Origin of the sequence: Streptomyces sp. NPDC051913 (assembly GCF_044593635.1) — a bacterium.
GTDB lineage: Bacteria > Actinomycetota > Actinomycetes > Streptomycetales > Streptomycetaceae > Streptomyces.
Map to the genome: position 1 here is coordinate 314,078 of NZ_JBIUCI010000008.1, position 25,283 is coordinate 339,360.

The window sequence follows — 25,283 nt, forward strand, 5'->3', positions numbered from 1 at the left end:
TCCGGCGGGTCAGGGGACGTTGACGAACGCGAGGGTCGCCTCGCCGTGGCACCGGCCGCCGTGGGCGTCCTGGTAGCGGAAGACGGTCGCGACGTGCAGGAAGGGGCTGTTGCCTCCGGGAGCCCGCCGGGTCACGGAGCGGAACTCCAACTCACCCGTGAAGTCACGGGGGTTGACGGGCCGCCGGAAGTTCGACGCGAAGCGGGCGATCAGGATGTCGGGGAGCTGGTGGCGCCAGAAGTCGTCGAGAGTCCAGTCCTCGAACCCGGCCAGCAGCCTTTCCTGAACGGACTTGGCGACCAGGTAGTACATCAGCTGGTTGTAGGCGATGTTGACCTCGACCGAGTTGAGGTGGCCGGTGTCGTCGATGTAGCAGGACTCCGGGATCGCGAACGAGCCCTGTGCGCGGGCGAGTCCGGCCCTCGCCGTGACCTCGGCCGATGTCAGGTACTTGCAGTGCGGCTTGTAGGGCGCGAGGACGCGGTTCAGCAGTGCCTCGTCGGTGGGGTACGACCGTTGCGGTGGCGCGTCGGCGGGGGCGGTCATGCGGCGTGCATCCCGTCGTACAGCTTGCGTTCGTCGTGGACGGTGACGCGGTGCGAGACGGTCGGCTCCGGGGTGGTGGTGTGACGGGCCCGGTGGATGAGGCTCCGGTTGTCCCAGACGAGCAGGTCGCCCTTCTCGAAGCTCTGGAGGTGGATGCCCTCGTGCTCGAAGGTGTCGTCGAGTTGGCCGGTGGCTTCGAAGAGGCGCTTGAGGAGTTCCTCGTCGAGGGGTTCGCCGTCCGCGTTCTCGATGCCGACGGTGAAGCCCTCGCTGATGTAGAGGACCGTTTCCCCGGTCATCGGGTGGGTGAAGGTGGTGGGCTGGAGGACCGGCGGGGTCTTGGTCTCGACCTCCTCGATGATCTCGGAGATCGGCCGGTAGACGTCACGCGGGCGGATCTTGAAGTACTTGCGCACGGAGTGCCGGCAGCGCGTTCCGGCGATCTCCTTCTTCAGGTCGCTGGGCAGCTTCTCGTACGCCCTGCCCATGTCGATGAAGTAGGTGCCGCGGTTCTTCTCGGGGACGACCTGCGGGTGGATCAGGGTGATGCCGAAGGGGTCGGGCATGAACTGGTAGTCGGCGTGCCAGAACTTGCCTGTCTTCGGCACGCCTATCTGCTTGCCGTTCTCCGGGACGTTGGAGGAGACGAATATCTCCGGTATCTCCGGGTGCTTGTACATCGGTTCGTAGTACGTCTCGGGGCGGCCGAGGCGCCGGCAGAGGGCGAGGAACTGCTCGGGGGTGAGGTCCTGTCCTTTCAGTACGGCGATCTTCTTGGTGTAGACCGTCTGCTTGAGGGCCTGGATGTCGGCGTCGCAGGCCGTGGTGTGGTCGAAGCCCTCGACGATGGCGCCGAGCGCGGCGCCGGGCTGGTCCGTGATCTGCATGGCTGCCGGTCCTCTCGTGGGGTTCAGACGCTGGTGGTACGGCGGGCGTCGACCAGGTCGGCGATCCGGCCGAGGGTGAGGTCGGGCTGGAGTTCGTCGTCGCCGACGGTGACGCCGAGGTCGCGTTCGATACGGATGCTGATCTCGACCGTGGTCAGGGAGTCGACGTCGAGGGCGCCGAGGGTGGCCTCGGGGCAGATGAGGTCGGCGGGCACCTGGTGCAGCCTCACGACGATGTCGACGATCTGCTCGTAGGTGTTCATGGTGTGCTCCGTTCCGGTCGTGGGTGGGGCGCGAGCGCAGGCCAGGTCAGCAGGCAGGAGCCCCAGGTGAGGCCGCCGCCGAAGGCGGTGAGCAGGAGGCGGTCGCCGGGGCGGATCCGCTGCTCGGCCGCGGCGTCGGCCAGGGCGAGCGGGATCGAGGCGGCTCCGGTGTTGCCGACGGCGTCGACGTTGGCCACGCAGCGCTCGCGCGGCAGGCCCAGGTCGTCGGCGACGGAGTGCAGGATGCGCAGGTTGGCCTGGTGGGGCACGAAGTGGTCGACATCGTCGGTCCGCCGGCCGGCCTGCTCCACGGTCGCCCTCGCCGAGGCCGCCATCCGGGTCACCGCGTGCCGGTACACCTCCTTGCCGCGCATCGCGAAGTGCCGTTCGGCGTGGGTGGGTTCGGCTGCGGTGGACCGCTGGCGGGAACCGCCGACGGCGACCGTGATCAGGTCCTCGTGGGCGCCGTCGCTGCCGAGGTCGAAGTGGCCGACCGCGCCCGGTTCGTCCGCTTGCCCCGGGCGGAGGACGGCCGCTCCCGCGCCGTCCCCGAAAATGATCGCGTTGGTCCGGTCCAGCGGGTCGACGATGGTGGAGTACGTGTCCGCGCCGATCAGCAGGACCCCGCGAGCGACCCCGGCAGCGATCAGTCCGGCGGCGGTGGCGAGGCCGTACACGAATCCGGTGCACACCGCGCCCACGTCGAAGGCCGCGGCTCCCGCCAGGCCGAGGCGGGCCGCCACCAGTGGTGCGGTGGCGGGGCAGGGGCGGTCCGGGGTGGTCGTGGTGACGATCACCGTGTCGACGGGGACATCGCCGGCTGAGCGCAGGGCGAGTCGTCCGGCCTCCACGGCGAGATCGGAGGTGGCCTGGCCGGGCTCGGCGATGTGCCGGCGGCTGATTCCGGTACGGGTACGGATCCAGGCGTCGTCGGTGTCCAGCCGTGCGGCGAGTTCGTCGTTGGTGACGACGCGGGGCGGTACCCATCCGGCCAGTCCGCACAGGACGGCCGCCGGACCCGGCGGGCTGGGGGTGGCACTGGGCACAGCTGTACTCCTCGTGGGGTGAGAAGGGACGCGGGTGCTACGCGGCGGTGGGCGTGCCTCTGCGCAGGATGAGCGTGAGCAGAACGCCGAGCCCGAGACCGGCGGCGATGGTGAACACGGCGGACCGTATGCCGGTCAGTAGGGCGTCGCCCGGCGGTCCCTGCCCGGCGCCGGACGACAGGGCGACCAGCAGGGCGAGGCCCACCGCTCCGCCCACCTGGAGGGAGGTGGAGGCCATTCCGGAGGCGACCCCCTGGTCCTCGGGGGCCACTCCGGAGGCGGCGGCGATCCACATGCCGGTCCAGGCGGCGCCCTGGCCGAGTCCCAGTAGCACGATCCCGGGCAGCAGCAGGGAGTACGAGCCGTCGGCGGTGAGCGCGAGACCGAGGGCTGCGGCTCCCGCCGCGCCCAGCACCATGCCGCCGACCAGCATGGTCCGCACGCCGACCCGGGCGACGGCCCGTTCGCCGACCTGGGTGCCCAGGGCGGTCACCACCGCCGGGACGAGGAAGGCGAGGCCGGTCGCGAAGGCGCTGTAGCCGCGCACGCTCTGGAAGTAGAGGGTCATGAAGTAGGGCAGCGAGCTGAAGGTGGCGCTGTAGAGAGCGGTGGCCGCCATCGCGGCGACCAGTCCGCGGTGGGCGAAGAGCCGCGCCGGTACCAGCGGATCGTGCGAGCGGGTCTCGACGACCGCGAAGAACGCCAGCAGGATGACCGCGAGGGCCGCGCTGAGCAGAGCGGACGGGCTGCCCCAGCCCGCCTGGGGAGCGTGCACGAGCAAGAACACCAGGAGCGTGATCCCGCCGGTGGCGGCCAGCGCGCCGGTGACGTCGAAGCGCCGGGCACGGGTGCGCGGACCATCCGCCGGGAAGAGCCGCAGGCCGGCCCACGCCAGCGCCGCCGCGATGGGCACGTTGACGAAGAACACCGACGGCCAGCCGAACGCCTCGACCAGGACCCCGCCCAGCAGCGACCCGAAGCACAGGCCGCCGGCGCCCGCGGCTCCCCACACCGCGAGAGCCCGGTTCCGGGCGGGTCCCTCCTCGTAGATCGTGTTGATCAGTGCCAGGGTGGCCGGGAACAGCAGCGAGCCGCCGATCCCCTGGGCCGCGCGGACGGCGACCAGGATCCCGGCCGACCCGGACAGCGCGCCCACCAGCGAGGAGCCCGCGTACACGAGCGCCGCGGCGACGAAGGTCCGGCGCCTGCCCAGCAGATCGGCCGTGCGACCGCCGAGCAGGAGGAAGCCGCCGGTGGTGACGACATAGGCGCTCACCACCCACTGCAGATCGTGCGAGGAGAAGGCGAGACCGTCACCTATCTCGGGAAGCGCGACGTAGACGATGTTGTAGTCGAGCGCGATCACCAGTTGAGCCAGCGCCAGAACGAGAAGGGACAGTCGTGCCCGCACCGGTCGGCCTCCCCCTCACTCATCGAAAGAACATGAAAAACAATTCACCGCCGGAAATACAATCCGCCGGTCGATTTCGATCAACCTAACACCCGGGAGAGAGTGCGAGAAAGACCCGGGAAAAATATTTACCAAAGTCGAGAAATGTATTTCAGGGCAGCACTCCGATCCGGCAGTGTCGTACTGTCGGATAGATTCTCGGGGCGAATTTCAGATGGTCAGCCGCCCCCCATGAGCCGTCTGATCTCCGTGATGAGAACGGTGAGCGCCCGGCGTTCCGGAAGTGTTGTCTCCGGATGCCAGAGGTCTACGAGCAGGCAAGTACGCGGGCGCTCGCCGGCGTTGCGCGCCTCATGCTCGAAGGAGTAGTCGAAGAGCAGGCATTTACCCTCATCCCAGAAACGGGTTTCACCCGCCACCGTGATACTGCAACCATCCGGAATGTCCACTGCGAGATGAAGGTTGATGCTGAAGTTCCACAGGTCGCAATGCGGCGCGATGGTCGCACCCGGCAACAGGGTGGAGAAATGACATTCCAGGAGCGGACATATCTTGCCCGTGTCGACGGCGCATTCTTTGAGCACCTTGTACGCCGTCGAGGCGATGCCCGCCGATTCCTCGACCATCCCCCCTCGCCGGTACAGATGGAGGGCTTGCCAGTCCTCCTGCCGGCGCAGATAGTGCTCGTAGTCGGAGAACTCCTTCCGGCGCCCCGCCCAGGCCGCTGCCAGCTCCTCCTTGATCGCCGGATGTGCCGCTTCGAACGCCTCGACGACCGGGGTCAGTTCCGGATGTCCCAGGGGGTCGTGCCAGGGCGTCGCAGACAGCCCCGGCAGGATCCACTTGGCCCCCTTTTGGAGCGGGTGGCGTGACGCCCCTCCCCCGGGCTCCAGCATCCGTTCCACGCGCACGAGGGAGTGCGCACCGTACTCACCCCTGATCGCCGCGAACGCGTCCTCCATCTCGGGTGTCACGCAGGCCCCGCCCCTCCTGACCGCTACCGCCCGGCCGGCTGCCGAGTCGGTGTCGCAGTAGTAGTCGGGCGAGGAGGGCGGGGAGTTCCCGCGATGTTCCGCCAATTGCCCAGAGAAGCAAGGAAGTTGAATCTTCTACGCACCTCCCGCTCAGATGCTCGGAGCGTCGGAGTCCAGGAGCAGCCGGTCCAGGCTCGCGCGGGCGCGGGACACCCGGGAGCGCACCGTGCCGACGGGGCACCCGACGAAGCCGGCCGCCTCCTCGTACGACAGTCCGACCACCTGAGTCAGCAGGAACGCCTCCTTGCGATCCTCGGGCAGCGTCTCCAGCAGGTCGAGCAGGGCCACGCCCTCCTCGAACCCCGGCAGACCGCACGGCCGGCTGCGCTCGACTGCCATCCGCCAGTCGACGGCGTCGGCGATCCGGGGGCGCGCCGCGGCCCGGCGCAGGTTGTCGACGACCGCCCGCCGGGCGATCGACAGCAGCCAGGTGCGGGCCGAAGCCCGGCCCTCGTAGCGGTGCAGGCTGCCGAACGCCCGCGCGAAGGTGTCCTGGGTCAGGTCGTGCGCGTTCTGCGGATCGCCGCTGAGGTGGGTGACGTACCGCAGGACGTCGCCGTGCAGGGCGCGGACGAAGTGCTCGGCCGCCTCGGGGTCACCGGCGCGGGCAGCCAGCGCCCAGGCGGTCGCCGAGGCATCGGCGCAGGCGCGGTCCGCGCGTGGAACAGGGAGGACAGAGATCATCACGTGCGTCCTTCTCGGGTCTTCCGGGGCCGGGCCCGCAAGGGCGTGCGGCTCACCGGCACATGGGTGCGGCCCTGCGCGAGAGGTACGGCAGGGTCCGGAGCCCGGGACGAACGGGCCGCTCGCGGAAACGTGTACGCGCCGAGGCGAGGGGCCGGCCCGGGACCTGCGCGCGAGTGCGCCGCAGGTCGGGAGGCGGAGGGGCTCCGGTGGATCCGGCTGTCTCAGATGACAGCGGCACCGGTGGGCGGACCACGGAAGGTGAGGGAAGAGCACAGCAGCAGCCGCACCGGTGCCGGGCAGACGGCGCCACGCCACCCGGGCGCGGCCGGAGGACTCGACCGCGTGGGCAACGCCCCCAGCAGCCGCAGGGGCTCCGCGAGCCAGGCCGCCGCCGCTCGCAGGACACGGAAGACTGCGCGCTAGCCGTGGGCCAGCCACAGTCCGCACAGGACGGCGGCCAGCAGGTGCGCGGCGAACATGCCGACTACGCCTGGACCGCTCGTACCGGCCATGCCGTGCATGTGATCCATGCCGACCGCGCCATGCCCGATATGGGCGGCGGATCCCATGTCCATCCCGCCCATGGAGCCCATGTGCATCGAGCCGGTGCGGGGGACGGACGCGGTCGTCGAGGAGAGTGCCTGCGCCAGGGAGAAGGTCTCGTGGAGCACAGCCTGGACGGCGGTCACGCCAGCGACGATCAGTGTGCGGCCGCGCTCACGCCCGGCCAGCAGCCAGCCGGCCGCACCGGTCGCGGCCGCACCGGCGGCCATGGCCCACCAGGGGACGGGTGCCCCCGACAAGGTGGCGTGACCGAGGGCGGCGAGCAGCACGCAGACGGCGGCGAACACACCGGCCCGCGTCGCGCGGCATCCCCCTCGGACAGTCATGGCCCGCCCACCCTCGCACCTGGCGTTCTGTCGTCGTCAGAGGGTACGTGTGGACCCCCAGAGACTGACTCAAGCCCAGGCAGGTAACACGGCTCACATCAGACGCATGGGACCTCAGGCGCCGCCAGAAGCGACTTCGCAACGACACACGAGGACGACAGAAGATCGGCTGACAGCTACTGCACCCACGCCGAGGCCGGCGGCACCACGACGGCCAGCGCCTTCACCGGGCCGCCGCGCCGGAACTCGAGGGTGAACGACACGAGATCACCCGAGCGCCACCCGTCGGACGGCACCGGCACCGTCAGGTCGACCCCCTTCGGTGACATCGCCAGCCGCTGCCCCGCGGGGACCTGGACGGAGTCGATCTCGGCCCGGTAGGCGGCGTTGCCCTGCCGCATTCGGTGCTGGGCGAGCGTCACTTCGCCGGGCACGGTGCGTGCGGTGACCCGGACGAGGGTGTCCGCCGATCCGCCGTCGTTTGATATCAGGAAGAACGCGGCGGTCTCCGGTACTCCGGCGGACGGCAGCAGGACCTTTCCCGCGACCACACTGATCCGCGCCGGGCTCCCGGCCCGGCCCGTGCCCGCCCAGGTGGTCAGACCGGCCAGGGCCACGCTGCACGCGGCGACCGGCACGAGAGCGGCGAGTGCACCGTCCCGCACTCGGCGCCGGTCGAGGCTCCGCGACCGGGCGAGCGGGCCCGGTATCCCCGTCATCGAGCACCAGCCTTCCAGCCCCGTGTCCCATGGGTGGGTGACGGCTGCCAGCCGCGCAGCCGCAGGCTGTTGGCCACCACGAGCACCGAGCTCACCGACATCGCCGCGGCGGCGACCATGGGGTCGAGCAGGCCCACCATGGCGAGCGGCACCGTGACGACGTTGTAGCCGAACGCCCACGCCAGGTTGGCCCGGATCGTGCCCAGCGTGCGCCGCGCGAGCAGAACCGCGTCGACGAGCGCCTCGATGTCCCCGCGCACCAGGGTCAGGTCGGCCGCGCCGATGGCTACGTCGGTGCCACTGCCCATGGCGATACCGAGGTCGGCGGCGGCCAGCGCGGCGGCGTCGTTCACGCCGTCGCCGACGACCGCGACCCGAGCTCCTTCCTGCTTCAACTCCCCCACGAGCGCGGCTTTGTCCTCGGGGGTGCAGCGGGCGTGCACCTCGTCGATGCCCAGCGCACCGGCGACGGCCTCGGCGGGTGCCTTGCGGTCGCCGGTGGCGAGTACGGGGCGGATGCCGAGCCGGCGCAGCCGTTCCACGGCCCCGTAGCTGCCGGGGCGGACCAGATCACCGACGGCGATCAGCGCCTGGGGCCGACCGTCGATTCGTACCAGAACCGGTGTGTGCGCCGCCTCCTCCGCCGCAGCCAGCGCCTTGGCCAATGCGCGCGGCAGCTTGCCGTCCGGCACCCCCACTTCGACGGTGCGGCCCTCCACGCTGCCGCTGACCCCGTGGCCCGGAACCGCGAGGAAGTCAGTCACGTCCGGCAGCGGTTCACCCGTCCCCGTACGGCGCGCGCAAGAGGTGACCGCCCGCCCGATCGGATGCTCGGACCCCTGCTCCACGGCCCCAGCGAGCCGCACCGCCTCGTCCTCCCCAAGTTGGCCCGGCACCGCGGTGACCTGGGCCACCGTCATGTGTCCCGTGGTCAGCGTGCCCGTCTTGTCCAGGACGACGGTGTCCACGTGCTGCAGAGCCTCCAGTGTCTGCGGCCCGCTCACCAGCACACCCAGCTGAGCCCCGCGCCCGGTCGCCGCCATCAGAGCCGTCGGGGTCGCCAGGCCCAGCGCGCACGGGCAGGCCACGACCAGCACGGCCACGCAGGCGGTGAGCGCCGCCTGCGGATCGGCTCCGGCGCCCAGCCAGAACCCCAGGACAGTCACCGCGAGAACCAGGACAGCCGGCACGAACACCCCGGCGATCGCGTCGGCGAGCCGCTGCGCGCGAGCCTTGCCGGCCTGCGCCTCCGTGACGAGGCGGGTGATCCGCGCCAGCTGGGTGTCCGCCCCGACCGCCCTGGCCTCGACCAGAAGCAGCCCGCCCGCGTTGACGGCCCCGCCGACCAGGGCCGAGCCGGGTGACACCTCCACGGGTTCGCTCTCGCCGGTGACCAGGGACAGGTCCACGGCGGAACTGCCTTCCGTCACCCGCCCGTCGGTGGCGACCCGCTCACCCGGGCGCACCACGAAGACCTGTCCCACCCGCAACTGCTCGATCGGGATCGAACGCTCGCCGTGCTCGTCCCGTACGGACACCTGCTTGGCCGCCAGTTCTACCAGCGACCGCAGCGCCGCCCCGGTTCCGCGCCGGGCCCGGCCCTCCAGGTACCGCCCGGTCAGCACGAACAGCGGGACACTGACAGCGGCTTCGAGGTACACGTGCGCCATGTCCTCGGAGGCGGAGGGCACCAGGCTGAACGACATCCGCATCCCGGGTTCGCCCGCCCCGCCCAGGAACAACGCGTACACCGACCAGGCGAACGACGCCAGGACTCCGAGCGAGACCAGGGTGTCCATGGTGGCCGTGGAGTGCCTCAGCCCCCGCAGCGCCCTGATGTGGAACGGCCAGGCACTCCACACCGCCACCGGGGCGGCCAGGGCGAAGCAGAGCCACTGCCAGTCGCGGAACTGAAGCGTCGGCACCATCGACAGCACCAGAACCGGCACCGCCAGCAGCACGGTGACCAGGAGCCGTTCGCGCTCACGACGAGCCTCGTCGCTCCCGGCCTCGTCCGTCTCCTGGCTGTCACCGTCATCCTCGCTCACGGGCAGTGCGGCCAGGTAGCCGGCCTGCTCGACCGCGGTGACGAGATCCGCCGGGACCATCTCGGCGGGATGGCGGACCCGCGCGAGCCCTGTGGCCAGGTTGACCGTGGCCGTGACGCCCTCAAGCTTGCCGAGCTTCTTCTCCACCCGGCGGACACAGGCCGCGCAGGTCATACCGCCCACGGTGATGTCTGTGACGACCGGACCCGACGCCGGTTCGGTCACCATCACTCATCGCCCCCGTGACTCATCCCGGGCATCTCCCCCATGTCTCCGTCCGTCCCCGACGTCTCGTCCGCGCCTGCGCCGCTCTCGCCGCTGCCGCCGTTCTCCCCAGTGCCGTGCATGCCGGGCGCCACGGGGCCGACCGCGGATCCGACGGCGTAGGACACCGTGAACACCAGGACGAGCAGGAGCAGGAAGCCAACGAGCGCGGGAGGTGGCACCCATCTGCGAGCGGTCGCGTCGGCGGCGCGGGATTGCGGATCGTCGGCCATGCCCGACCTTTCGTGGTCGCATTGAACCGTCTTGTGAATGACGGGAGTTGTAGCCGTACCCTCCAGTAGTCGAGTCGCGGGGAGGTCGAGTTCCGAGGGGCCGCCGTGACCTACGTCACCCCGAGGCGACACCTCGGTCAGAAGGGCGCGAACAGATGAGCAGCCGGACGGCCTGCGCAACCACGACGACGGTCGCGGTCATCAGTGACGTCACCACGGGCAACCTGCGTCGCAGCAGGTGGCCGTCCACTCCGAGCCCGGCCGCCGCGTCGTCGCCGATCACCGGCGCGTCGCGGGCCGTCCCTGGCTGAACAGCCGGATGACGCGAGGGCGAGCGCGATTGTCGGCAGGCACAGGTCGGACCGGACGGCTCCCGCGAGGCTGCCCCTGATGCCGTCGAGCCGGCTCGGTAAGCTGCCCGCTGCGCTGGGCGATGGGGAGGAGCGCGTGCAGCCCGACCCCGATGGCGCTCGAACCGGCACCGACCACGGCGGCCGCCAAAACGCGCGGCAGCCGCAGATCCCGGCCGATCTGGTCCTGGAGCGGATCCAGACCGCCGGTGTCCCCCATGAGGTGACGCACGATCACCTGCCATACGCCACGTGCGGGCCCGTGAGGCGGCCGTCGCCCGCACAGCGCGTGCACGTTGGCGCGGTCCGTGCGACGCGGAGACCACGCGGGCGCGGTGCGGGCCGACTTCCACAGCGAGGAGAGGTGTCTCCTCGTACGGTCTCGGTCCGCCTGCACGATCTCAAGTGTGCTGCGTCACCCTCCGGATCCTGGACGACTCCGGCGCTTGCCCACGGACACCCCGTACGCTGGCCGTGCAGCTGGTTCACCCCGTCCGCCAGACGGGGTGTCGCAAGAGGGAACCCGGTGGGAATCCGGGACTGCCCCGCAGCGGTGAGCGGGAACGACCGCCGTCATACGCACTGGACCCGAAGTACCGGGCCTGGGAAGCGACGGCCAGTAGGTGTCCTCACATTCGTGTGTGAGGACGTGCTCGCGAGTCCGAAGACCTGCCAACTGCCCGTGTGCGAACCCATTCGCGCGCGGACATCTCGGTGACCTCGTGGGCGGGTCGGCGTGCACACCGAACGGACGGCCGTGACCGGTCGCAGGCGTCCGGTGCGTGACCCCTTCGCGCTCTCGTCCCGTTGCCGGGATCTCAGGGATTCATCTCGCGAAGGAGATCTCCGTGACCACCAAGTCCGCTTCCGCGGCAGCACGGGCCACCGTGTACGGCTACCCCCGCCAGGGCCAGGGCCGGGAACTGAAGAAGGCGATCGAGGGCTACTGGACGGGGCACGTCACCGCCGACGCCCTCCGTGCCACCGCCGCCGATCTGCGCGCCGCCAACTGGCGCCAGCTCGCCGAGGCCGGCATCGACGAGGTGCCCACCGGCGATTTCTCGTTCTACGACCACGTCCTGGACACCACCGTCATGGTCGGGGCGGTCCCGACCCGCCACCGCGACGCCTTCGACAAGGACTCCCTGGACGGCTACTTCGCCATGGCACGCGGCACCCAGCACGTGGCACCGCTGGAGATGACCAAGTGGTTCGACACCAACTACCACTATTTGGTACCGGAGTTGGGTCCGGACACGGCCTTCACCGCGAACTCCGCCAAGCAGGTCACGGAACTGAAGGAGGCTGTGGCCCTCGGCCTGGCCGCCCGCCCCGTCCTGGTCGGCCCCGTCACCTACCTCCTCCTGGCCAAGCCAGCACCCGGCGTGCCCGCCGACTTCGAGCCGCTCACCCTGCTGGACCGGCTGCTGCCGGTGTATGCCGAGGTCCTCGCCGACCTGCGCGCGGCCGGCGCCGAGTGGGTGCAGCTCGACGAGCCTGCCCTCGTGCAGGACCGTACCCCCGCCGAACTGAACGCCGCTGACCGCACCTACCGGAACCTGGGCGCGCTCGCCGACCGGCCGAAGCTGCTGGTCGCCTCCTACTTCGACCGGCTCGGCGACGCTCTGCCGGTGCTGGCCAAGGCCCCGGTCGAGGGCCTCGCCCTGGACTTCACCGAGGCGGCCGCCGCCAACCTAGACGCCCTGGCAGCCGTGGGCGGGCTGCCCGGCAAGCGCCTGGTCGCGGGCGTCGTCAACGGCCGCAACGTCTGGATCAACGACCTGTCGAAGTCCCTGTCCACGCTGGGCACCCTCCTTGGCCTCGCCGACCAGGTCGACGTCTCCGCCTCGTGCTCCCTCCTCCACGTGCCTCTCGACACGCAGGTCGAGCGCGACATCGAGCCGCAGATCCTGCGCTGGCTGGCCTTCGCCCGGCAGAAGACGCCCGAGATCGCCGTCTTGGCCAAGGGCCTCACCCAGGGCACCGACAGCATCACGGCCGTGCTGGCCGCCAACCGCGCCGACCTCGCGTCCCGAGCTCACTCTCCCCTCACCAGCGACCCCGCCGTCCGCACCCGAGCCGAAGCCGTCACCGACGCCGACACCCGCCGCACCCAGCCGTACACCGAACGCGCCGCCGCCCAACGCGCCCACCTGGGACTGCCGTTGCTGCCCACGACGACCATCGGGTCGTTCCCGCAGACAGCCGAACTGCGCGTCGCCCGTGCGGACCTGAGGGCCCGAAGGATCGACGTCACCACCTACGAGGAGCGGATCGAGGCGGAGGTCCAGGAGGTGATCGCCTTCCAGGAGAAGGCCGGCCTCGACGTCCTCGTGCACGGCGAACCCGAACGCAACGACATGGTCCAGTACTTCGCCGAGCAGCTGACGGGGTACCTCGCCACCCAGCACGGCTGGGTCCAGTCCTACGGCACCCGGTACGCCCGCCCACCGATCCTGGCCGGTGACATCTCCCGCCACGAACCGATGACCGTGCGCTGGACGACGTACGCCCAGTCCCTCACCTCACGGCCGGTCAAGGGCATGCTCACGGGGCCTGTCACCATGCTCGCCTGGTCCTTCGTCCGCGACGACCAGCCCCTCGGCGACACCGCCCGCCAGGTCGCCCTCGCCCTGCGCGACGAGGTGGGCGACCTTGAGGCCGCGGGAACCTCGGTCATCCAGGTCGACGAGCCCGCACTGCGAGAGACCCTGCCGCTACGGGCCGCCGACCACGCCGCCTACCTCGCGTGGGCGACGGAGTCGTTCCGGCTGACCACCGCCGGCGTACGCCCGGACACACAGATCCACACCCACATGTGCTACGCCGAATTCGGCGACATCGTCCAGGCCATCGACGATCTCGACGCCGACGTCATCAGCCTGGAGGCCGCCCGCTCCCACATGCAGGTCGCCCGCGAACTCGCCGCTCACGGCTACCCCCGGGAGGCCGGGCCGGGGGTCTACGACATCCACTCCCCACGCGTCCCGAGCACGGCGGAGACGGCCGCCTTGCTGCGGAGGGGACTTGAGGCGATCCCCGCCGAGCGCCTGTGGGTCAACCCCGACTGCGGCCTGAAGACCCGCGGTTGGCCCGAGACCCGCGCCTCCCTGGAGAACCTCGTCACGGCGGCCCGCACGGTCCGCAGCGAGCTGCCCGGATTCTGACACCTGTGCCTCAAGGCCCCTGGGTCCTCATCGCGTCGCCGATGAGGACCCCTGGGCGGGGTGCGGACCGCCGAAGAAGAGAGGGTCACGCGGCCGGATCCCGGTACCTCGCCGAAGCACGTCCGACCGACGCCCTGGCCAGTGGGCACACCCGCTGGCCCGCCGACTTCGACCACACGGCCGCCGGAGTCCTCGACATCGATGACCCCGGCCCCGAGCCCTCGCCCCTGCTTCAGCCGCCCGGGATGACGTGGCAGGCACCGCCACCGAGGTCCACTCCCTGACCAAGACGCGCCGGTCAGGACGACGGTTTCCGCGATCTGCCCGACGGGCGTCGCTCATCTCGGCACCGTACTGATCGGTGCCGCCCCCGACAATCCGGAGCACGGCGTCCCCCACCGCTGCACCCCCGGGCACGATCGGCCTACGAGCTGGGCTGCCTCCGCATGCGCACCACGCGCCCCAGCACCAGGCTGGGATCATGGTTACCGACCAGCCCGTCGTCGTCTACCCACCCGCAGCGGACGGCGGCCGTCGCGTCCGCATCGGTGAGCACTTCGTCGGGATCGCCTACGGTCTGCTCGACGTGGTGGCCTTCGTGCAGGAGGCCGGCCTTCAGGAGTGGGACGAGATGGACCTGGTCCGCTCCGCGCTGGTCGACTGGAGGGGCGGCGGACCGAACACGTGGGAAAGCTGACCAACGATGATCTGTCGTACCGCCGGTCGGCGCTTCCGCGGTGCTTCCGCGGCATCGCCGACCGGCACGGCAGCGCCACCCGTTCTGCCCTGAGGCCCTTGGCTACTGGCGCGTGCGGAGTCCGTCGAGGATGAGCGCGAGCATGTGAGGGGCCCGGTCCACGGGGCTGGACGCGGCACGCCACAGCGCGCCGGTCAGTTGGAGGAAGTCCCCGGGTGCCGCGTCCACGCGGATGCTTCCGTCCTTCTTGCCGGCGTCGAGGAGTGCGGTGATCGCGGCGATGACCGGCCCGTAGCTCTGCTCGCTGATCGCCTGATGGACGCCCGGGGTGAGCGCGTCGCCGAGGCCGTGCTTGCGCCGCATGGCCTCGACGAGCTCCATCGTCCAGTGCCGGAGGGCTTCCAGTGGCGGCATCTGGGCCAGCAGGTCGGGCACCGCGCCGGTGATCCGTGCGACCTCGTCCTGGTTGACGGCGAGGACGAGCGCCTCGCGTGTGGGGAAGTTGCGGTACAGGGTGCCCGCGCCGACTCCGGCGCGCTGGGCGATCTGGTTCATCGACGTACTGCCGTCCGCGGCGAGCGCTTCGCGCGCGGCGGCGAGGATGCGTGCCCTGTTCTCACGGGCGTCCGAACGGACCACGGGACCTCACGTTGCTAAGTGGAGAGTTCTCCACTACGTTATCCGGAGAACTCTCCACATACTTTAAGGAGCGTCATGCATTACATCAAGCTCGGCATGACCGGCCTCGACGTGTCCCCGATCGCGATCGGCGCGATGACCTACGGCGAACCCGACCGCGGGCACCCCGTGTGGTCCAGGGGCGAGGAGGACGCGCGCCCGCTCATCAGGCACGCGCTGGAGGCGGGGATCAACTTCTTCGACACGGCGAACATGTACTCAGGCGGCTCCAGCGAGGAGATCCTCGGCCGCGCGCTCAAGGACTTCGCCGACCGCGATGCCGTGGTGATCGCCACGAAGCTGCGCCACCCGATGCGGCTGGGCCCGAACGGCCGCGGCCTGTCGCGCAAGGCGATCATGACCGAGGTGGACCACTCGCTGCGCCGCCTCGGCACGGACTACATCGACCTCTACCAGATCCACCGCAACGACCACGCCACCCCGTGGGAGGAGACGCTGGAGGCACTCAGCGACCTCGTGAAGGCCGGCAAGGTCCGCTACCTCGGCGCCTCGTCCATGCACGCCTGGGAGTTCACCAAGGCGTTGCATCTGCAGAGGCAGCACGGCTGGGCACGGTTCGCGTCGATGCAGGACCACTACAACCTGCTCGCCCGCGAGGAGGAGCGGGAGATGATCCCGCTGTGCCTGGACGAGGGCGTCGGCACGATCATCTGGTCGCCGCTGGCCCGCGGCCGTCTCGCCCGCGCGTGGGACGACGCCCGCTCGACGGCGCGCTCCGAGACGGACGGAGCGTACGCGGACACCCTCTATTCGCCCGAGCAGGAGGCGTCCAACCACGCCATCATCGACGCGGTCGGACAGGTCGCGGACGCGCACGGCGTCAGTCGCGCCCAGGTGGCGCTCGCCTGGCTGCGCGGCCAGCCGGTCGTCACCGCACCCCTGGTCGGCGCCGGCTCGATCCGGCAGATCGACGAGGCCGTGGCCTCTCTCGACATCACGCTGACCGACGACGACGTGCGCGCCCTGGAGGCCCCGTACACACCCCGCCATGACTGGCAGGGCGTATCCGACGAGGCCGAGATGGAGGCCATCCGCAGGCGCGTTCCCGGCATGGCTCTCGTATGAACCGCCCTACCGAGAAGCACCCCATGACGGACGAATCCCGAGACGAGGGCACACAGATGGCACAGGTACTGGTCACCGGAGGGACGGGATTCATCGGGAGCTGGTGCGTCCTGACCCTGCTCGAAGCCGGGCACACCGTCCGCACCACCGTCCGAGACCTGCGCCGCGCACCGGCACTGCGCTCGTGGCTCCAGGCAGCCGCTCCGTTCGACGACGACCGTCTGACGGTCGTACGCGCCGACCTCGAACACGCCGAGGGCTGGGACGACGCCGTCGCCGGCTGCGACTTCGTCCTCCATGTGGCCTCGCCGACCCTGCGTCGCACCCCGGCGACCGACGACGAGCTGGTGGTCCCGGCGCGAGAAGGCGTCCTGCGGGTGCTGCGCGCCGCCCGCGACGCCGGCGTGCGTCGGGTCGTCCTGACGAGCGCCTTCGGCGCCGTCGGGATCGGGCACCCACCGCGCTCGACCCCGTTCACCGAGGAGGACTGGACCGACGTCGACAGCGACATCCCGCCCTACCAGCGCTCCAAGACGCTCGCCGAGCGCGCCGCCTGGCAGTTCGTCGCGGACGAAGGCGGAGGTCTGGAACTGGCAGCGGTGCATCCCGTGGGGGTCCTCGGACCACTGCTCGGCCCCGACGACCCGCCCTCCCTGCGCCTGGTGCGCAGAATGATCGAGGGACGGGTGCCCGCCTGCCCGCCCTTCGGGATGGGCTTCGTCGACGTGCGCGACGTCGCGGATCTGCACCTGCGCGCGATGACCGATCCGGCGGCCGCAGGTGAGCGCTTCCTCGCAACCGCCGGGCGCAGCTTGCGGGTTGTCGAGATCGCGCGCGTTCTCCGTGCCCGCGTGGGAGAACGTGCCGCCAAGGCCCCTGACCGTGAACTGCCCGTGTGGCTCGCGCGAGCGCTGGGGACCGTGAACCCGGAACTGCGGCTGCTCAGACACCAGCTCGGCCGTGATCTCGACGCCACGAGCGCCAAGGCGGAGCGCCTTCTCGGCTGGCGGGCCCGTCCCATCGAGGACACCATCGCGGAGACCGCCGAGAGCCTCCTCGCCCACGGCGTCGGGACATGACCGGCCAGTGGCCGACCGACGCGGCAGCCGGACGCCGGCAGGGCAAGGCAGTTGGCAGGTTCCGCAGTCGCCCGTCGCTTGGTCGGTGAAAGACATCGGCGTCGCGGGTGCCGCCCTCAGCCCCCGCTGCTCTCCCGCACGACGATCCGATGGCCGACGACCTCGTCCCGGTACGGGGCCGCGGAGTCCGGGGTGTCCACGCGGTCCAGAAGCAGGGTGACCGCCAGACGGGCGATCTCCTGTTTGTCGGGGGCGACGGTGCTCAGACTGGGCACGCTGAACCGCGAGGCCTGGATGTCGTCGAAACCGATCACGTCGATGTCGGCAGGCACCCGCACGCCGACCTCGTGCAGGGCACGCAGGGCGCCGAGCGCCAGGTTGTCGTTCAGGCACAGCAGGGCGTCCGGTGGGGACGCGTCCCGGGCCAGACGGGCGGCCGCCTCGGCGCCGTCCCGCCAGTGGTAGGCCTCCACCGGCACCACCAGGCCGGCGTCGAAGGGTTGGCCCGCCGCGGCCAGGGCCGCGCGGTAGCCGTCGGTGCGCAGTCGGTCGGTGCCCTGTCTGCCGCGCAAGGTGCCGCCGATCACCGCGATGCGGCGTCGCCCCCGGGCCAGCAGGTGTTCGGTGGCCTCACGCGCGGCGCGCACGTTGTCGATGCCGACGTGGTCGGTGTGCCCTTCGGCGGCGCGTTCGCCGAGCAGTACCAGGGGCAGTCGGCGGTCGCGGGTGGCGAGGTCGTGGGGCAGCAGCGACAGGGGGCTGAGGATCACTCCGTCGCAGAACTGGGTGTCGAAGCCGTGGAGTGCGGCCAGTTCGCGCTCGCGGTCTCCGCCGGTGTGGTCGATCAGTACGGTGCGGCCGTGGCGTCCGGCCGCCTCCATGACATGACGGGCCAGTTCGGAGAAGTACGCGACGTCGAGTTCGGGCACGGCGAGCGTGATCATGCCGGTGCGGCCCTGGCGCAGTTGGCGGCCGGCGATGTTCACGCGGTAGCCCAGGGCGTCGATCGCCTCCTGGACGGCGGTGCGGGTCCGTTCCGAGACGTGTTCGAAGTTGTTGATCACGTTGGAGACGGTCTTGGGTGAGACGCCGGCGTACTCCGCCACGTCCTTGATCCTCGGTCTGGCCGCCACGCTGCCCTTCCTTCCGAACTCCGGTGATCATACCGATGGAAGAGAGCGCTTTCGGTCACCGGATCCCACGGAATCTGCACCGCGCTATTTACATCGATGTAATCGGCATGGTGCCATGTGCCCGCACCACCCGCATCACGCACCGACCTGCACTCTCGCCTCGAGGAGCACCATGCCCGACCCGTACCTCCCGGACGAGCCACCCCGCCCCGAGTACCCCAGGCCCCAGTTCACCCGGGACGCCTGGCTGAATCTCAACGGCGAGTGGCAGTTCGAGATCGACCGGTCCGACACCGGTCTGGAACGCGGCCTCACCGACCGCGACCTGGCCGACCGCATCCTCGTCCCGTTCTGCCCGGAGTCGGAGCTGTCCGGCGTCGGCGAGACGGACTTCCTGGAGGCGGTCTGGTACCGGCGCACCGTGACCGTGCCCGCCGAGTGGACCGAGGCCCGCGTCCTGCTGCACTTCGGGGCCGTCGACCACGACACCACCGTGTGGGCCAATGGTCAGGAAGTCGCCCGCCATCGCGGGGGCTTCACCTCCTTCACCGCCGATCTCGGCGATGTGGTCGCGGCCGGCGAGGAGCTCACTGTCGTCGTCCGCGCCCGGGACAGCCGCCACACCGTGCAGGCCCGTGGAAAGCAGGCCACCTGGTACGCAAACTCCCACTGCCACTACACCCGCACCACCGGCATCTGGCAGACGGTGTGGCTCGAACCGGTCCCCCGCACCGTCGCCCTGCGCCGCCCCCGCATCACCCCCGAACTGGCCACCGGTTCCTTCCTGGTGGAGCTGCCGCTGTCCGCGAACGTCGCCGGACACCGGGTACGTGCCACCCTCACCGATGCCGACGGCGTCGTCGTCACCGCCGAGGGGCGCGCCGATCTCGATCTGTGCCCGCGGCTCACCCTCGCCGTACCCGAGGAGCGGCAGCGCACCTGGTCGCCGGACGACCCGCACCTGTACGACCTCGCCCTGGAAGTCCTCGGCCCGGACGGGGCGGTCGTCGACGCCGTGCGGTCCTACGCGGGCCTGCGCTCGGTGTCGGTCCGCGGCAAGGAACTGCTCCTCAATGGCCGACGGGTGTTCCAGCGGCTGGTGCTGGACCAGGGCTACTACCCCGACGGGCTGATGACCGCGCCCAGCGACGCCGCGCTGGTGCGGGACATCGAGCTGGGGATCGCGGCCGGGTTCAACGGGGCCCGGCTGCACCAGAAGGTCTTCGAGGAGCGCTTCCTCTACCACGCCGACCGGCTCGGCTACCTGGTGTGGGGCGAGTTCGGGGACTGGGGCTGCGAGACCGGCGCCCGCGACGACAACCAGCGGCCCGACGCGTCGTTCGTCACGCAGTGGCTGGAGGCCCTGGAGCGGGACCACTCCCACCCCTCCATTGTCGGCTGGTGCCCGCTGAACGAGACGTACCAGAACCTGCACGACCGCATCACCGTGCTGGACGACGTCACCCGCGGCATGTTCCTCGCCACCAAGCAGGCCGACCCGACCCGGCCGGTCATCGACGCCTCCGGTTACGCGCACCGGGTGCCGGAGACGGACGTCTACGACTCGCACTGCTACGAGCAGGACCCGGCGGCGTTCGCCAAGACCATGGCCGGTCTCGCCGAGGACCGGCCGTACGTGAACACCGGCCCCGAGGGCCGCATCTGGTCGGTGCCCTACCGCGGACAGCCCTACTTCTGCAGCGAGTTCGGCGGGATCTGGTGGGACCCGGAGGCAGCCGCCGCGGCCGGTGACGACGCGGCGAGCTCCTGGGGGTACGGCGAACGGCCGCGCACCGAGGCGGGGTTCGTGGAGCGGTTCCGCGGCCTGACCGGTGTGCTGCTCGACGACCCCGGCATGTTCGGTTACTGCTACACCCAGCTCACCGACGTCTTCCAGGAGCGCAACGGCGTCTACCGTTTCGACCGCTCCGAGAAGGCCGACACGGCGGCTCTGCGCGAGGCCCAGCGGCGCGGCGCGGCTTACGAGAAGACGCCGTAACCCCGGAGCACCGCTCCTCGTGAGCGGACAGACCGCCTTCCACCCAAAATTTACATCGATGTAAGTACGAATGTGTGGGGGTGGCGGCGCGCGGACTCCCCACCCGCGCCGCCACCCCCCGGAAAGGACTTCCATGACCGGCACACCCGCCCAGGTCGGTCGCCACGGACCGACCAGACGCCGCGTCCTGACGACAGCACTCGCCGCCGGCGCGGCCGCCCTCGGCGCCGGAGCGCTCACCGGCTGCGGATCGGCCCTCGCCGCCGACGACGGCACCACCGTACGGCTGTGGGACCTGTTCAGCGGAGCCGACGGCGGCCTGCTCAACGACATGGTGGCCAAGGCCCGGCCCGACATGCCCGGCACCCATGTCGAACGCACCGTCCTGGAGTGGGGCACGCCCTACTACACCAAGCTCGCCATGGCCTCCGCAGGCGGCCGGGGACCCGACGTCGCCGTCTCACACATGTCCCGTCTCGCCGGATACGCGCCCACCGGACTGCTCGACCCCTGGGACCTGAACGTGCTGGCGGAGTACGGCATCGCCCCCGACGACTTCGCCGACGCCGTGTGGTCGCGCACCCAGTTCGACGGCAAGACCTACGCCATCCCCCTGGACACCCACCCCTTCATCGTCTTCTACCACCCAGAACCGGCGAAGAAGGCGGGCCTGCTCACCGCCGACGGCACCCTCGACACCGACGCCTTCTCCTCCCCCGACCAGTTCCTGGCCGCGGGCAGGGAACTCGCCAAGGCGTCCGGGAAGCAGGGCATCGCGTTCGGCTACGTCACCGACACCGCCCAGTGCTGGCGGCTCTTCTACGGCCTCTACCACCAGACCGGCGGCCGGTTCGACCTGCCCGAGGGCGGCCCCGCCGAGGTGGACGTGGACCGCATGGCCGAGGTCATCTCCTTCATGACCAGGATCGTCGACGGCACCGTCAACCCCCGCAGCCTCGACTACGCCTCCGCCATCGCCTCCTTCGTCAACAACCAGACGGCGATGATCCTGTCCGGCGAATGGGAACTGGGCACCTTCCGGTCGACCGACAAGAACGTCGGCGCGGCACCCTTCCCCACCGTGTTCGGCACCCCGGCCGTCTACGCCGACTCGCACTCCTTCGTCCTGCCCCGTCGCGACCATCCCGACGACGAGCACCGGCACCGTACGCACCGCACGGTGGCCGCGCTGCTCAAGGCCGGGCAGATCTGGGCCACCGCCGGCCACATCCCCGCCTACACCCCGGTCACCGAGACCACCGCCTACGCCGCGCTCACCCCGCAGTCCCACTACGCGCAGGCCGCGGACCACGTCGTCCTCGATCCGGCGGCGTGGTTCGCCGGAGCCGGCTCGGACTTCCAGAACGCGATGTCCCAGGTCCTCCAGCAGGCGCTCCTGGGCGACATCGACCCGGACCGCGCGGCCCGCGCGATGGTACGGCGCCTCAACACCTTCCTCTCCAAGCCCAGCCCGGCCTGATCCGGCCGCGAACCACCCGCGCAGGAGGCACAACGATGTCCTCTCCCCTCGCCCCGTCCCGCACCGGGACAACCCCGGCGCGCCGGATCCTCTCCCCCGGCCCGCTGTTCGCCCTGCCCTTCCTCGTCCTGTTCGCCCTCTTCATGGTCTGGCCCCTGGTCCAGGGACTGTGGATGAGCTTCACCGACACCTCGCTGTCGGCCCACACGCCCAGCTTCATCGGCCTCGACAACTTCTCCGAGGCCCTCCGGGACGCCGAGATGTGGCGCGCCCTCGGCCACACCGTGTGGTTCACCGTCCTGTCGACCGTCCCGCTCGTCGTCATCGCCCTCGGCATGGCGCTGCTGGTCCACACCGGACTGCCCGGCCAGTGGGTGTGGCGGCTGGCGTTCTTCGCGCCCTACCTGCTGCCCGTCGGCGTGGTCACTCTGATCTGGGCCTGGCTCTTCCAGGGCGACCTCGGCCTGTACAACCAGCTCCTCGACGCCGCCGGTCTCGACTCCGTGGCCTGGCTGAGCGACAGGTCGGTCGCGATGTGGGCGATCGTGCTCACCACCCTGTGGTGGACCGTCGGCTTCAACTTCCTTCTCTACCTCGCCGCCCTTCAGTCCGTGCCCGACCACCTCTACGAGGCGGCGGCACTCGACGGCGCCGGCGCCTGGCGACGCCTGTTCTCCATCACGCTGCCCCAGCTCAGCCGGATCACCGTCGTCGTGACCGTGCTCCAGGTCCTCGCCTCGCTGAAGGTCTTCGACCAGATCTACCTGCTCACCAAGGGCGGTCCTGACAACTCAACCCGCCCGGTCATCGAGTACATGTACGACGTCGGCTTCACCGGCTACCGGCTCGGCTACGCCTCGGCGATCAGCTACGTCTTCTTCGCCCTCGTCATCCTCGCCTCCGCGGCCCAGTACGCCGCCCTCCGCCGCCGGGAGAAGTGACCATGTCCTCCACCACCGAGCTGCCCGCCCGCAGCCCGAAGACCGCACCCCGCTCACCGGTCATCCGGGAAGTCGCGGCCCGCAGACACCGTGCCGGGGCCCGCCGCACCCACCTCTCCCTGGGCGATGGCCGCACCGCCCGCACCCTCACCTTCGCGGTACTGACCCTGCTGGCCCTGCTGTGGCTGCTGCCGGCCGGCTGGGGACTGCTGACCGCGTTCAAGTCGGAGCAGGACGCCAGCGATCCCGTCCACTGGCTTTGGCCGCAGCACGGCTTCACCCTCGACGGGTTCCGCAGTGTGTGGGAGCGCGGCGACCTTCCGCTGTGGATGTTCAACAGCTTCCTGATCGCGGCCGTCGTCACCGTGATCACCGTGGCCGTGTCCGCGATGGCCGGATACGCCTTCTCCCGCACCCGGTTCGCGGGCCGCAAAGCCCTGTTCACCCTCACCGTGGCGGCCGTCCTGGTACCACCGCAGATGCTGATCGTGCCCTGGTTCCAGCAGATGCTGACGCTGAACCTGGTCGACACCTACGCGGCCGTGATCCTGCCGCAGACCGTCGCGCCGGTGATGGTGTTCATCCTGAAGCGGCACTTCGACTCCCTGCCAACGGAGTTGGAGGAGGCCGCCCGCATCGACGGCGCCGGACACATCCGCATCTTCTGGTCCGTGCTGCTGCCGCTGTCCCGCCCGATGCTGTCGGCCGTCGCGATCTTCGTGTTCATCGGGGCCTGGAACAACTTCCTGTGGCCCTTCGTCTCCACCTCGGACCCCGACCTGATGACCCTGCCCGTCGGCATCACGTCGGTGAAGGACGCCTACGGCGTCCAGTACGCACAGTCGATGGCCTCGGCCGTGCTGGCCGCGCTGCCGCTGGTGGTCGTCTTCCTGTTCTTCCAGCGGCACATCGTCAAGTCCGTCGCCACGACGGGACTCGGCGGTCAGTGAACCCGTCCACCGGCTGAAAGGCACCTCACACTCAGGCACCACTCATCCCATGGAGTCGCCCATGAGCACATCCCCCCGCACGGCCCGCACCACGGCACTGCTCGCCCTGCTGCTCGCCGTGATGTTCTCCCTCGTCTCCACGCCCACGTCGACCGCGGCGCCCCAGGCCGCGGCCGCCACCAGCACCACCTTCCGCAATCCGCTCAACACCGGGCCGGACCCGTATTTGACGTACTTCAACGGCTCCTACTACATGACCACCACGCAGGGCGGCAGCATCCGCATGTGGCGCTCGCCGTCCCTGGCCACCCTGCTCGCCTCCGACCCCGTGACCGTCTGGACCGACACCGACAACTCCCGCAACAAGAACATCTGGGCCGCGGAGTTCTACCGCTTCGACAACCGCTGGTACCTCTACTACACGGCCGACGACGGCGTGGACGACCACCACCGCGTCCACGTCCTGGAGTCCGACGCCGACTCCCCCACCGGCCCCTACCACTTCAAGTCGGCGCTGATCCCGCCCAACCACACCGATGACTTCGCGATCGACCCCAGCGTCTTCACCCACAACGGCAAGCTGTACCTCGGCTACAGCGGCATCAACGCCTACCAGCACAACGGGCTCAACATCGCGCCCCTGTCGAACCCGTACACCGTCTCTGGCAACGCGGTCGCGATCGACGCGGCGGGCGGCTGCGCGGAGGTGCGCGAGGGGCCGGAGTTCCTCCACCGCAACGGCCGTACCTGGATGACCTATTCGGCGTGCGACACCGGCAAGCCCGACTACCAGCTGTGGATGCTGTCCCTCGCCGACGGCGCCGATCCGCTGGTGCCCGCCAACTGGCGGCAGCGCAGCGGCGCGGTGTTCGCGCGCAACGACGCGGTCGGCGTGTACGGCCCCGGCCACCACGCCTTCTTCAAGTCCCCTGACGGCACCCAGGACTGGATGGTCTACCACGCCAAGACGACCTCCCAGTACACGTACACCGACCGCACCAGCCGCGCCCAGAGGATCAGTTGGAACGCCGACGGCAGCCCGAACCTCGGGACGCCGCTCGCGATGGGCGCCACCCAGAACCTGCCCTCCGGCGACCCCGGTTCGGGCAACCACTGGATCAACGACGACGGCCGCTCCAGCGGCGACGGCACCCTCGCCTACTCCGGGTCGTGGAACTCCGGCACCGGATGTGCGGCGCAGTGCTTCTGGGGCGACGACCACTGGAGCGACAAGGCCGGAAACACCGCGACCTTCACCTTCACGGGCACCAGGATCGCGCTGCTGTCGGTACGCGACACCGGCAACGGCATCGCCGCGATCAGCGTCGACGGCGGGACGGAGACCCGGGTCGACTTGTACGGCGCGATCCGCACCGGTGAGACCGTCCACTACGTCAGTCCGAAACTGGCCCCCGGTCGCCACTCCCTGCGTGTCCGCGTGACCGGCGAGCACAGCACCCAGTCCACGGGCTCCTTCGTGAGTGTGGACCGGGCCGAGGTGTACACCGACTGACCTGGCCTGACGGCGGCCGGCAACCCTCCGGCCGCCGTCCGGCACCGGGCCGGGCCACCCACCCGGTCGTTCCGTGACGGTCGGTCAACCAAGTGCTGCGTGAGGTCTGGACAGCCTCAGGAGGCCGTGCTGTCATACCGCTGTCACAGGATTTCCAACGTTGAAAAGGCTTATGCCGGTGC

At 70.4% G+C, this 25,283-nt stretch carries 21 protein-coding genes, 1 pseudogene and 1 riboswitch; of the genes and pseudogenes, 9 read left to right on the plus strand and 13 right to left on the minus strand.

Annotation, left to right across the window (positions count from 1 at the left end; genetic code table 11):
* Nucleotides 1-9: 9 nt before the first annotated feature.
* From ACIHIX_RS25685 to ACIHIX_RS25735, 11 genes and pseudogenes are all read right to left on the minus strand, one after another.
* Nucleotides 10-546, minus strand: a complete 537-nt coding sequence (locus tag ACIHIX_RS25685) for an FcoT family thioesterase (protein WP_399959945.1) — start codon at nt 544-546, stop codon at nt 10-12.
* Nucleotides 543-1,433: a TauD/TfdA dioxygenase family protein gene (locus ACIHIX_RS25690; RefSeq protein WP_399959947.1), complete on the minus strand. Its 891-nt coding sequence runs from the start codon at nt 1,431-1,433 to the stop codon at nt 543-545. Before ACIHIX_RS25690 ends, ACIHIX_RS25685 begins: the two co-directional genes overlap by 4 nt.
* Before the next feature lie 23 nt (nt 1,434-1,456).
* Nucleotides 1,457-1,696, minus strand: coding sequence for an acyl carrier protein (locus tag ACIHIX_RS25695; RefSeq protein ID WP_399959949.1), 240 nt, complete (start codon nt 1,694-1,696; stop codon nt 1,457-1,459).
* Complete coding sequence (locus tag ACIHIX_RS25700) at nt 1,693-2,742, minus strand: beta-ketoacyl-ACP synthase III (RefSeq protein ID WP_399959951.1); 1,050 nt, start codon at nt 2,740-2,742, stop codon at nt 1,693-1,695. Before ACIHIX_RS25700 ends, ACIHIX_RS25695 begins: the two co-directional genes overlap by 4 nt.
* A 37-nt stretch (nt 2,743-2,779) precedes the next feature.
* Entirely contained in the window at nt 2,780-4,153 is a 1,374-nt protein-coding gene (locus ACIHIX_RS25705; RefSeq protein ID WP_399959953.1) for an MFS transporter, read from the minus strand.
* A 218-nt stretch (nt 4,154-4,371) separates the two neighbouring features.
* A complete protein-coding gene (locus ACIHIX_RS25710) occupies nt 4,372-5,127 on the minus strand; it encodes an aspartyl/asparaginyl beta-hydroxylase domain-containing protein (RefSeq protein WP_399959955.1) in 756 nt (251 codons plus the stop codon).
* A 150-nt stretch (nt 5,128-5,277) separates the two neighbouring features.
* Entirely contained in the window at nt 5,278-5,871 is a 594-nt protein-coding gene (locus ACIHIX_RS25715) for a sigma-70 family RNA polymerase sigma factor (protein ID WP_399959957.1), read from the minus strand.
* Nucleotides 5,872-6,095: 224 nt separating this feature from the next.
* Nucleotides 6,096-6,764, minus strand: a pseudogene (locus ACIHIX_RS25720) (hypothetical protein).
* 176 nt (nt 6,765-6,940) lie between these two features.
* Nucleotides 6,941-7,483 (minus strand): copper chaperone PCu(A)C, encoded by a 543-nt coding sequence (locus ACIHIX_RS25725; protein ID WP_399959959.1) that lies wholly within the window; start codon nt 7,481-7,483, stop codon nt 6,941-6,943.
* Nucleotides 7,480-9,759, minus strand: coding sequence for a heavy metal translocating P-type ATPase (locus ACIHIX_RS25730; protein WP_399959960.1), 2,280 nt, complete (start codon nt 9,757-9,759; stop codon nt 7,480-7,482). Before ACIHIX_RS25730 ends, ACIHIX_RS25725 begins: the two co-directional genes overlap by 4 nt.
* Complete coding sequence (locus ACIHIX_RS25735) at nt 9,759-10,028, minus strand: hypothetical protein (RefSeq protein WP_399959962.1); 270 nt, start codon at nt 10,026-10,028, stop codon at nt 9,759-9,761. The genes ACIHIX_RS25730 and ACIHIX_RS25735 overlap by 1 nt, the downstream gene beginning before the upstream one ends.
* An 814-nt stretch (nt 10,029-10,842) precedes the next feature.
* Nucleotides 10,843-11,070, plus strand: a riboswitch (cobalamin riboswitch).
* A gap of 156 nt (nt 11,071-11,226) precedes the next feature.
* Here ACIHIX_RS25735 and metE point away from each other — a divergent pair.
* Together metE and ACIHIX_RS25745 are read left to right on the plus strand one after the other, a co-directional pair.
* The gene (metE, locus tag ACIHIX_RS25740; protein WP_399959964.1) at nt 11,227-13,545 is read left to right on the plus strand and encodes a 5-methyltetrahydropteroyltriglutamate--homocysteine S-methyltransferase; all 2,319 of its coding nucleotides are present in this window, start codon (nt 11,227-11,229) and stop codon (nt 13,543-13,545) included.
* A gap of 481 nt (nt 13,546-14,026) precedes the next feature.
* A complete protein-coding gene (locus ACIHIX_RS25745; RefSeq protein WP_399959966.1) occupies nt 14,027-14,242 on the plus strand; it encodes a hypothetical protein in 216 nt (71 codons plus the stop codon).
* Between the two features lie 102 nt (nt 14,243-14,344).
* Here the strand turns inward: ACIHIX_RS25745 and ACIHIX_RS25750 are convergent, their stop codons facing one another.
* Entirely contained in the window at nt 14,345-14,881 is a 537-nt protein-coding gene (locus ACIHIX_RS25750; RefSeq protein ID WP_399959968.1) for a TetR/AcrR family transcriptional regulator, read from the minus strand.
* A 75-nt stretch (nt 14,882-14,956) separates the two neighbouring features.
* Here ACIHIX_RS25750 and ACIHIX_RS25755 point away from each other — a divergent pair, with 75 nt between their 5' ends.
* Nucleotides 14,957-16,006, plus strand: a complete 1,050-nt coding sequence (locus tag ACIHIX_RS25755) for an aldo/keto reductase (RefSeq protein WP_399959970.1) — start codon at nt 14,957-14,959, stop codon at nt 16,004-16,006.
* Between the two features lie 56 nt (nt 16,007-16,062).
* Nucleotides 16,063-17,085, plus strand: a complete 1,023-nt coding sequence (locus ACIHIX_RS25760) for an SDR family oxidoreductase (protein WP_399960217.1) — start codon at nt 16,063-16,065, stop codon at nt 17,083-17,085.
* Nucleotides 17,086-17,201: 116 nt separating this feature from the next.
* On the opposite strand, the gene ACIHIX_RS25765 is transcribed toward ACIHIX_RS25760, so the two are convergent.
* Nucleotides 17,202-18,218: a LacI family DNA-binding transcriptional regulator gene (locus ACIHIX_RS25765; RefSeq protein ID WP_399959972.1), complete on the minus strand. Its 1,017-nt coding sequence runs from the start codon at nt 18,216-18,218 to the stop codon at nt 17,202-17,204.
* Between the two features lie 172 nt (nt 18,219-18,390).
* Between ACIHIX_RS25765 and ACIHIX_RS25770 the strand changes: the two genes are divergently transcribed.
* The 5 genes from ACIHIX_RS25770 to ACIHIX_RS25790 all read left to right on the plus strand — a co-directional run bounded on the left by ACIHIX_RS25770 (nt 18,391) and on the right by ACIHIX_RS25790 (nt 25,101).
* Nucleotides 18,391-20,217 (plus strand): glycoside hydrolase family 2 protein, encoded by a 1,827-nt coding sequence (locus ACIHIX_RS25770; protein ID WP_399959974.1) that lies wholly within the window; start codon nt 18,391-18,393, stop codon nt 20,215-20,217.
* A gap of 133 nt (nt 20,218-20,350) precedes the next feature.
* Nucleotides 20,351-21,697, plus strand: a complete 1,347-nt coding sequence (locus ACIHIX_RS25775) for an extracellular solute-binding protein (protein WP_399959976.1) — start codon at nt 20,351-20,353, stop codon at nt 21,695-21,697.
* Nucleotides 21,698-21,732: 35 nt separating this feature from the next.
* Nucleotides 21,733-22,638, plus strand: coding sequence for a carbohydrate ABC transporter permease (locus tag ACIHIX_RS25780; RefSeq protein WP_399959978.1), 906 nt, complete (start codon nt 21,733-21,735; stop codon nt 22,636-22,638).
* Between the two features lie 2 nt (nt 22,639-22,640).
* The gene (locus ACIHIX_RS25785) at nt 22,641-23,588 is read left to right on the plus strand and encodes a carbohydrate ABC transporter permease (protein WP_399959980.1); all 948 of its coding nucleotides are present in this window, start codon (nt 22,641-22,643) and stop codon (nt 23,586-23,588) included.
* A 61-nt stretch (nt 23,589-23,649) separates the two neighbouring features.
* The gene (locus ACIHIX_RS25790) at nt 23,650-25,101 is read left to right on the plus strand and encodes a glycoside hydrolase family 43 protein (RefSeq protein ID WP_399959982.1); all 1,452 of its coding nucleotides are present in this window, start codon (nt 23,650-23,652) and stop codon (nt 25,099-25,101) included.
* Nucleotides 25,102-25,283 lie beyond the last annotated feature (182 nt).

What these genes read in the sequence shown, in the direction of transcription:
- ACIHIX_RS25745 (WP_399959966.1), top strand. Translation starts at nt 14,027, where the DNA reads ATGGTTACCGACCAGCCCGTCGTCGTCTACCCACCCGCAGCGGACGGC.
- ACIHIX_RS25755 (WP_399959970.1), top strand. Translation starts at nt 14,957, where the DNA reads ATGCATTACATCAAGCTCGGCATGACCGGCCTCGACGTGTCCCCGATC.
- ACIHIX_RS25730 (WP_399959960.1), bottom strand. Translation starts at nt 9,759, where the DNA reads ATGGTGACCGAACCGGCGTCGGGTCCGGTCGTCACAGACATCACCGTG.
- ACIHIX_RS25790 (WP_399959982.1), top strand. Translation starts at nt 23,650, where the DNA reads ATGAGCACATCCCCCCGCACGGCCCGCACCACGGCACTGCTCGCCCTG.
- ACIHIX_RS25780 (WP_399959978.1), top strand. Translation starts at nt 21,733, where the DNA reads ATGTCCTCTCCCCTCGCCCCGTCCCGCACCGGGACAACCCCGGCGCGC.
- ACIHIX_RS25770 (WP_399959974.1), top strand. Translation starts at nt 18,391, where the DNA reads ATGCCCGACCCGTACCTCCCGGACGAGCCACCCCGCCCCGAGTACCCC.
- ACIHIX_RS25775 (WP_399959976.1), top strand. Translation starts at nt 20,351, where the DNA reads ATGACCGGCACACCCGCCCAGGTCGGTCGCCACGGACCGACCAGACGC.
- ACIHIX_RS25685 (WP_399959945.1), bottom strand. Translation starts at nt 546, where the DNA reads ATGACCGCCCCCGCCGACGCGCCACCGCAACGGTCGTACCCCACCGAC.
- ACIHIX_RS25785 (WP_399959980.1), top strand. Translation starts at nt 22,641, where the DNA reads ATGTCCTCCACCACCGAGCTGCCCGCCCGCAGCCCGAAGACCGCACCC.
- ACIHIX_RS25725 (WP_399959959.1), bottom strand. Translation starts at nt 7,483, where the DNA reads ATGACGGGGATACCGGGCCCGCTCGCCCGGTCGCGGAGCCTCGACCGG.
- ACIHIX_RS25735 (WP_399959962.1), bottom strand. Translation starts at nt 10,028, where the DNA reads ATGGCCGACGATCCGCAATCCCGCGCCGCCGACGCGACCGCTCGCAGA.
- ACIHIX_RS25695 (WP_399959949.1), bottom strand. Translation starts at nt 1,696, where the DNA reads ATGAACACCTACGAGCAGATCGTCGACATCGTCGTGAGGCTGCACCAG.
- ACIHIX_RS25760 (WP_399960217.1), top strand. Translation starts at nt 16,063, where the DNA reads ATGGCACAGGTACTGGTCACCGGAGGGACGGGATTCATCGGGAGCTGG.
- ACIHIX_RS25690 (WP_399959947.1), bottom strand. Translation starts at nt 1,433, where the DNA reads ATGCAGATCACGGACCAGCCCGGCGCCGCGCTCGGCGCCATCGTCGAG.
- ACIHIX_RS25715 (WP_399959957.1), bottom strand. Translation starts at nt 5,871, where the DNA reads ATGATCTCTGTCCTCCCTGTTCCACGCGCGGACCGCGCCTGCGCCGAT.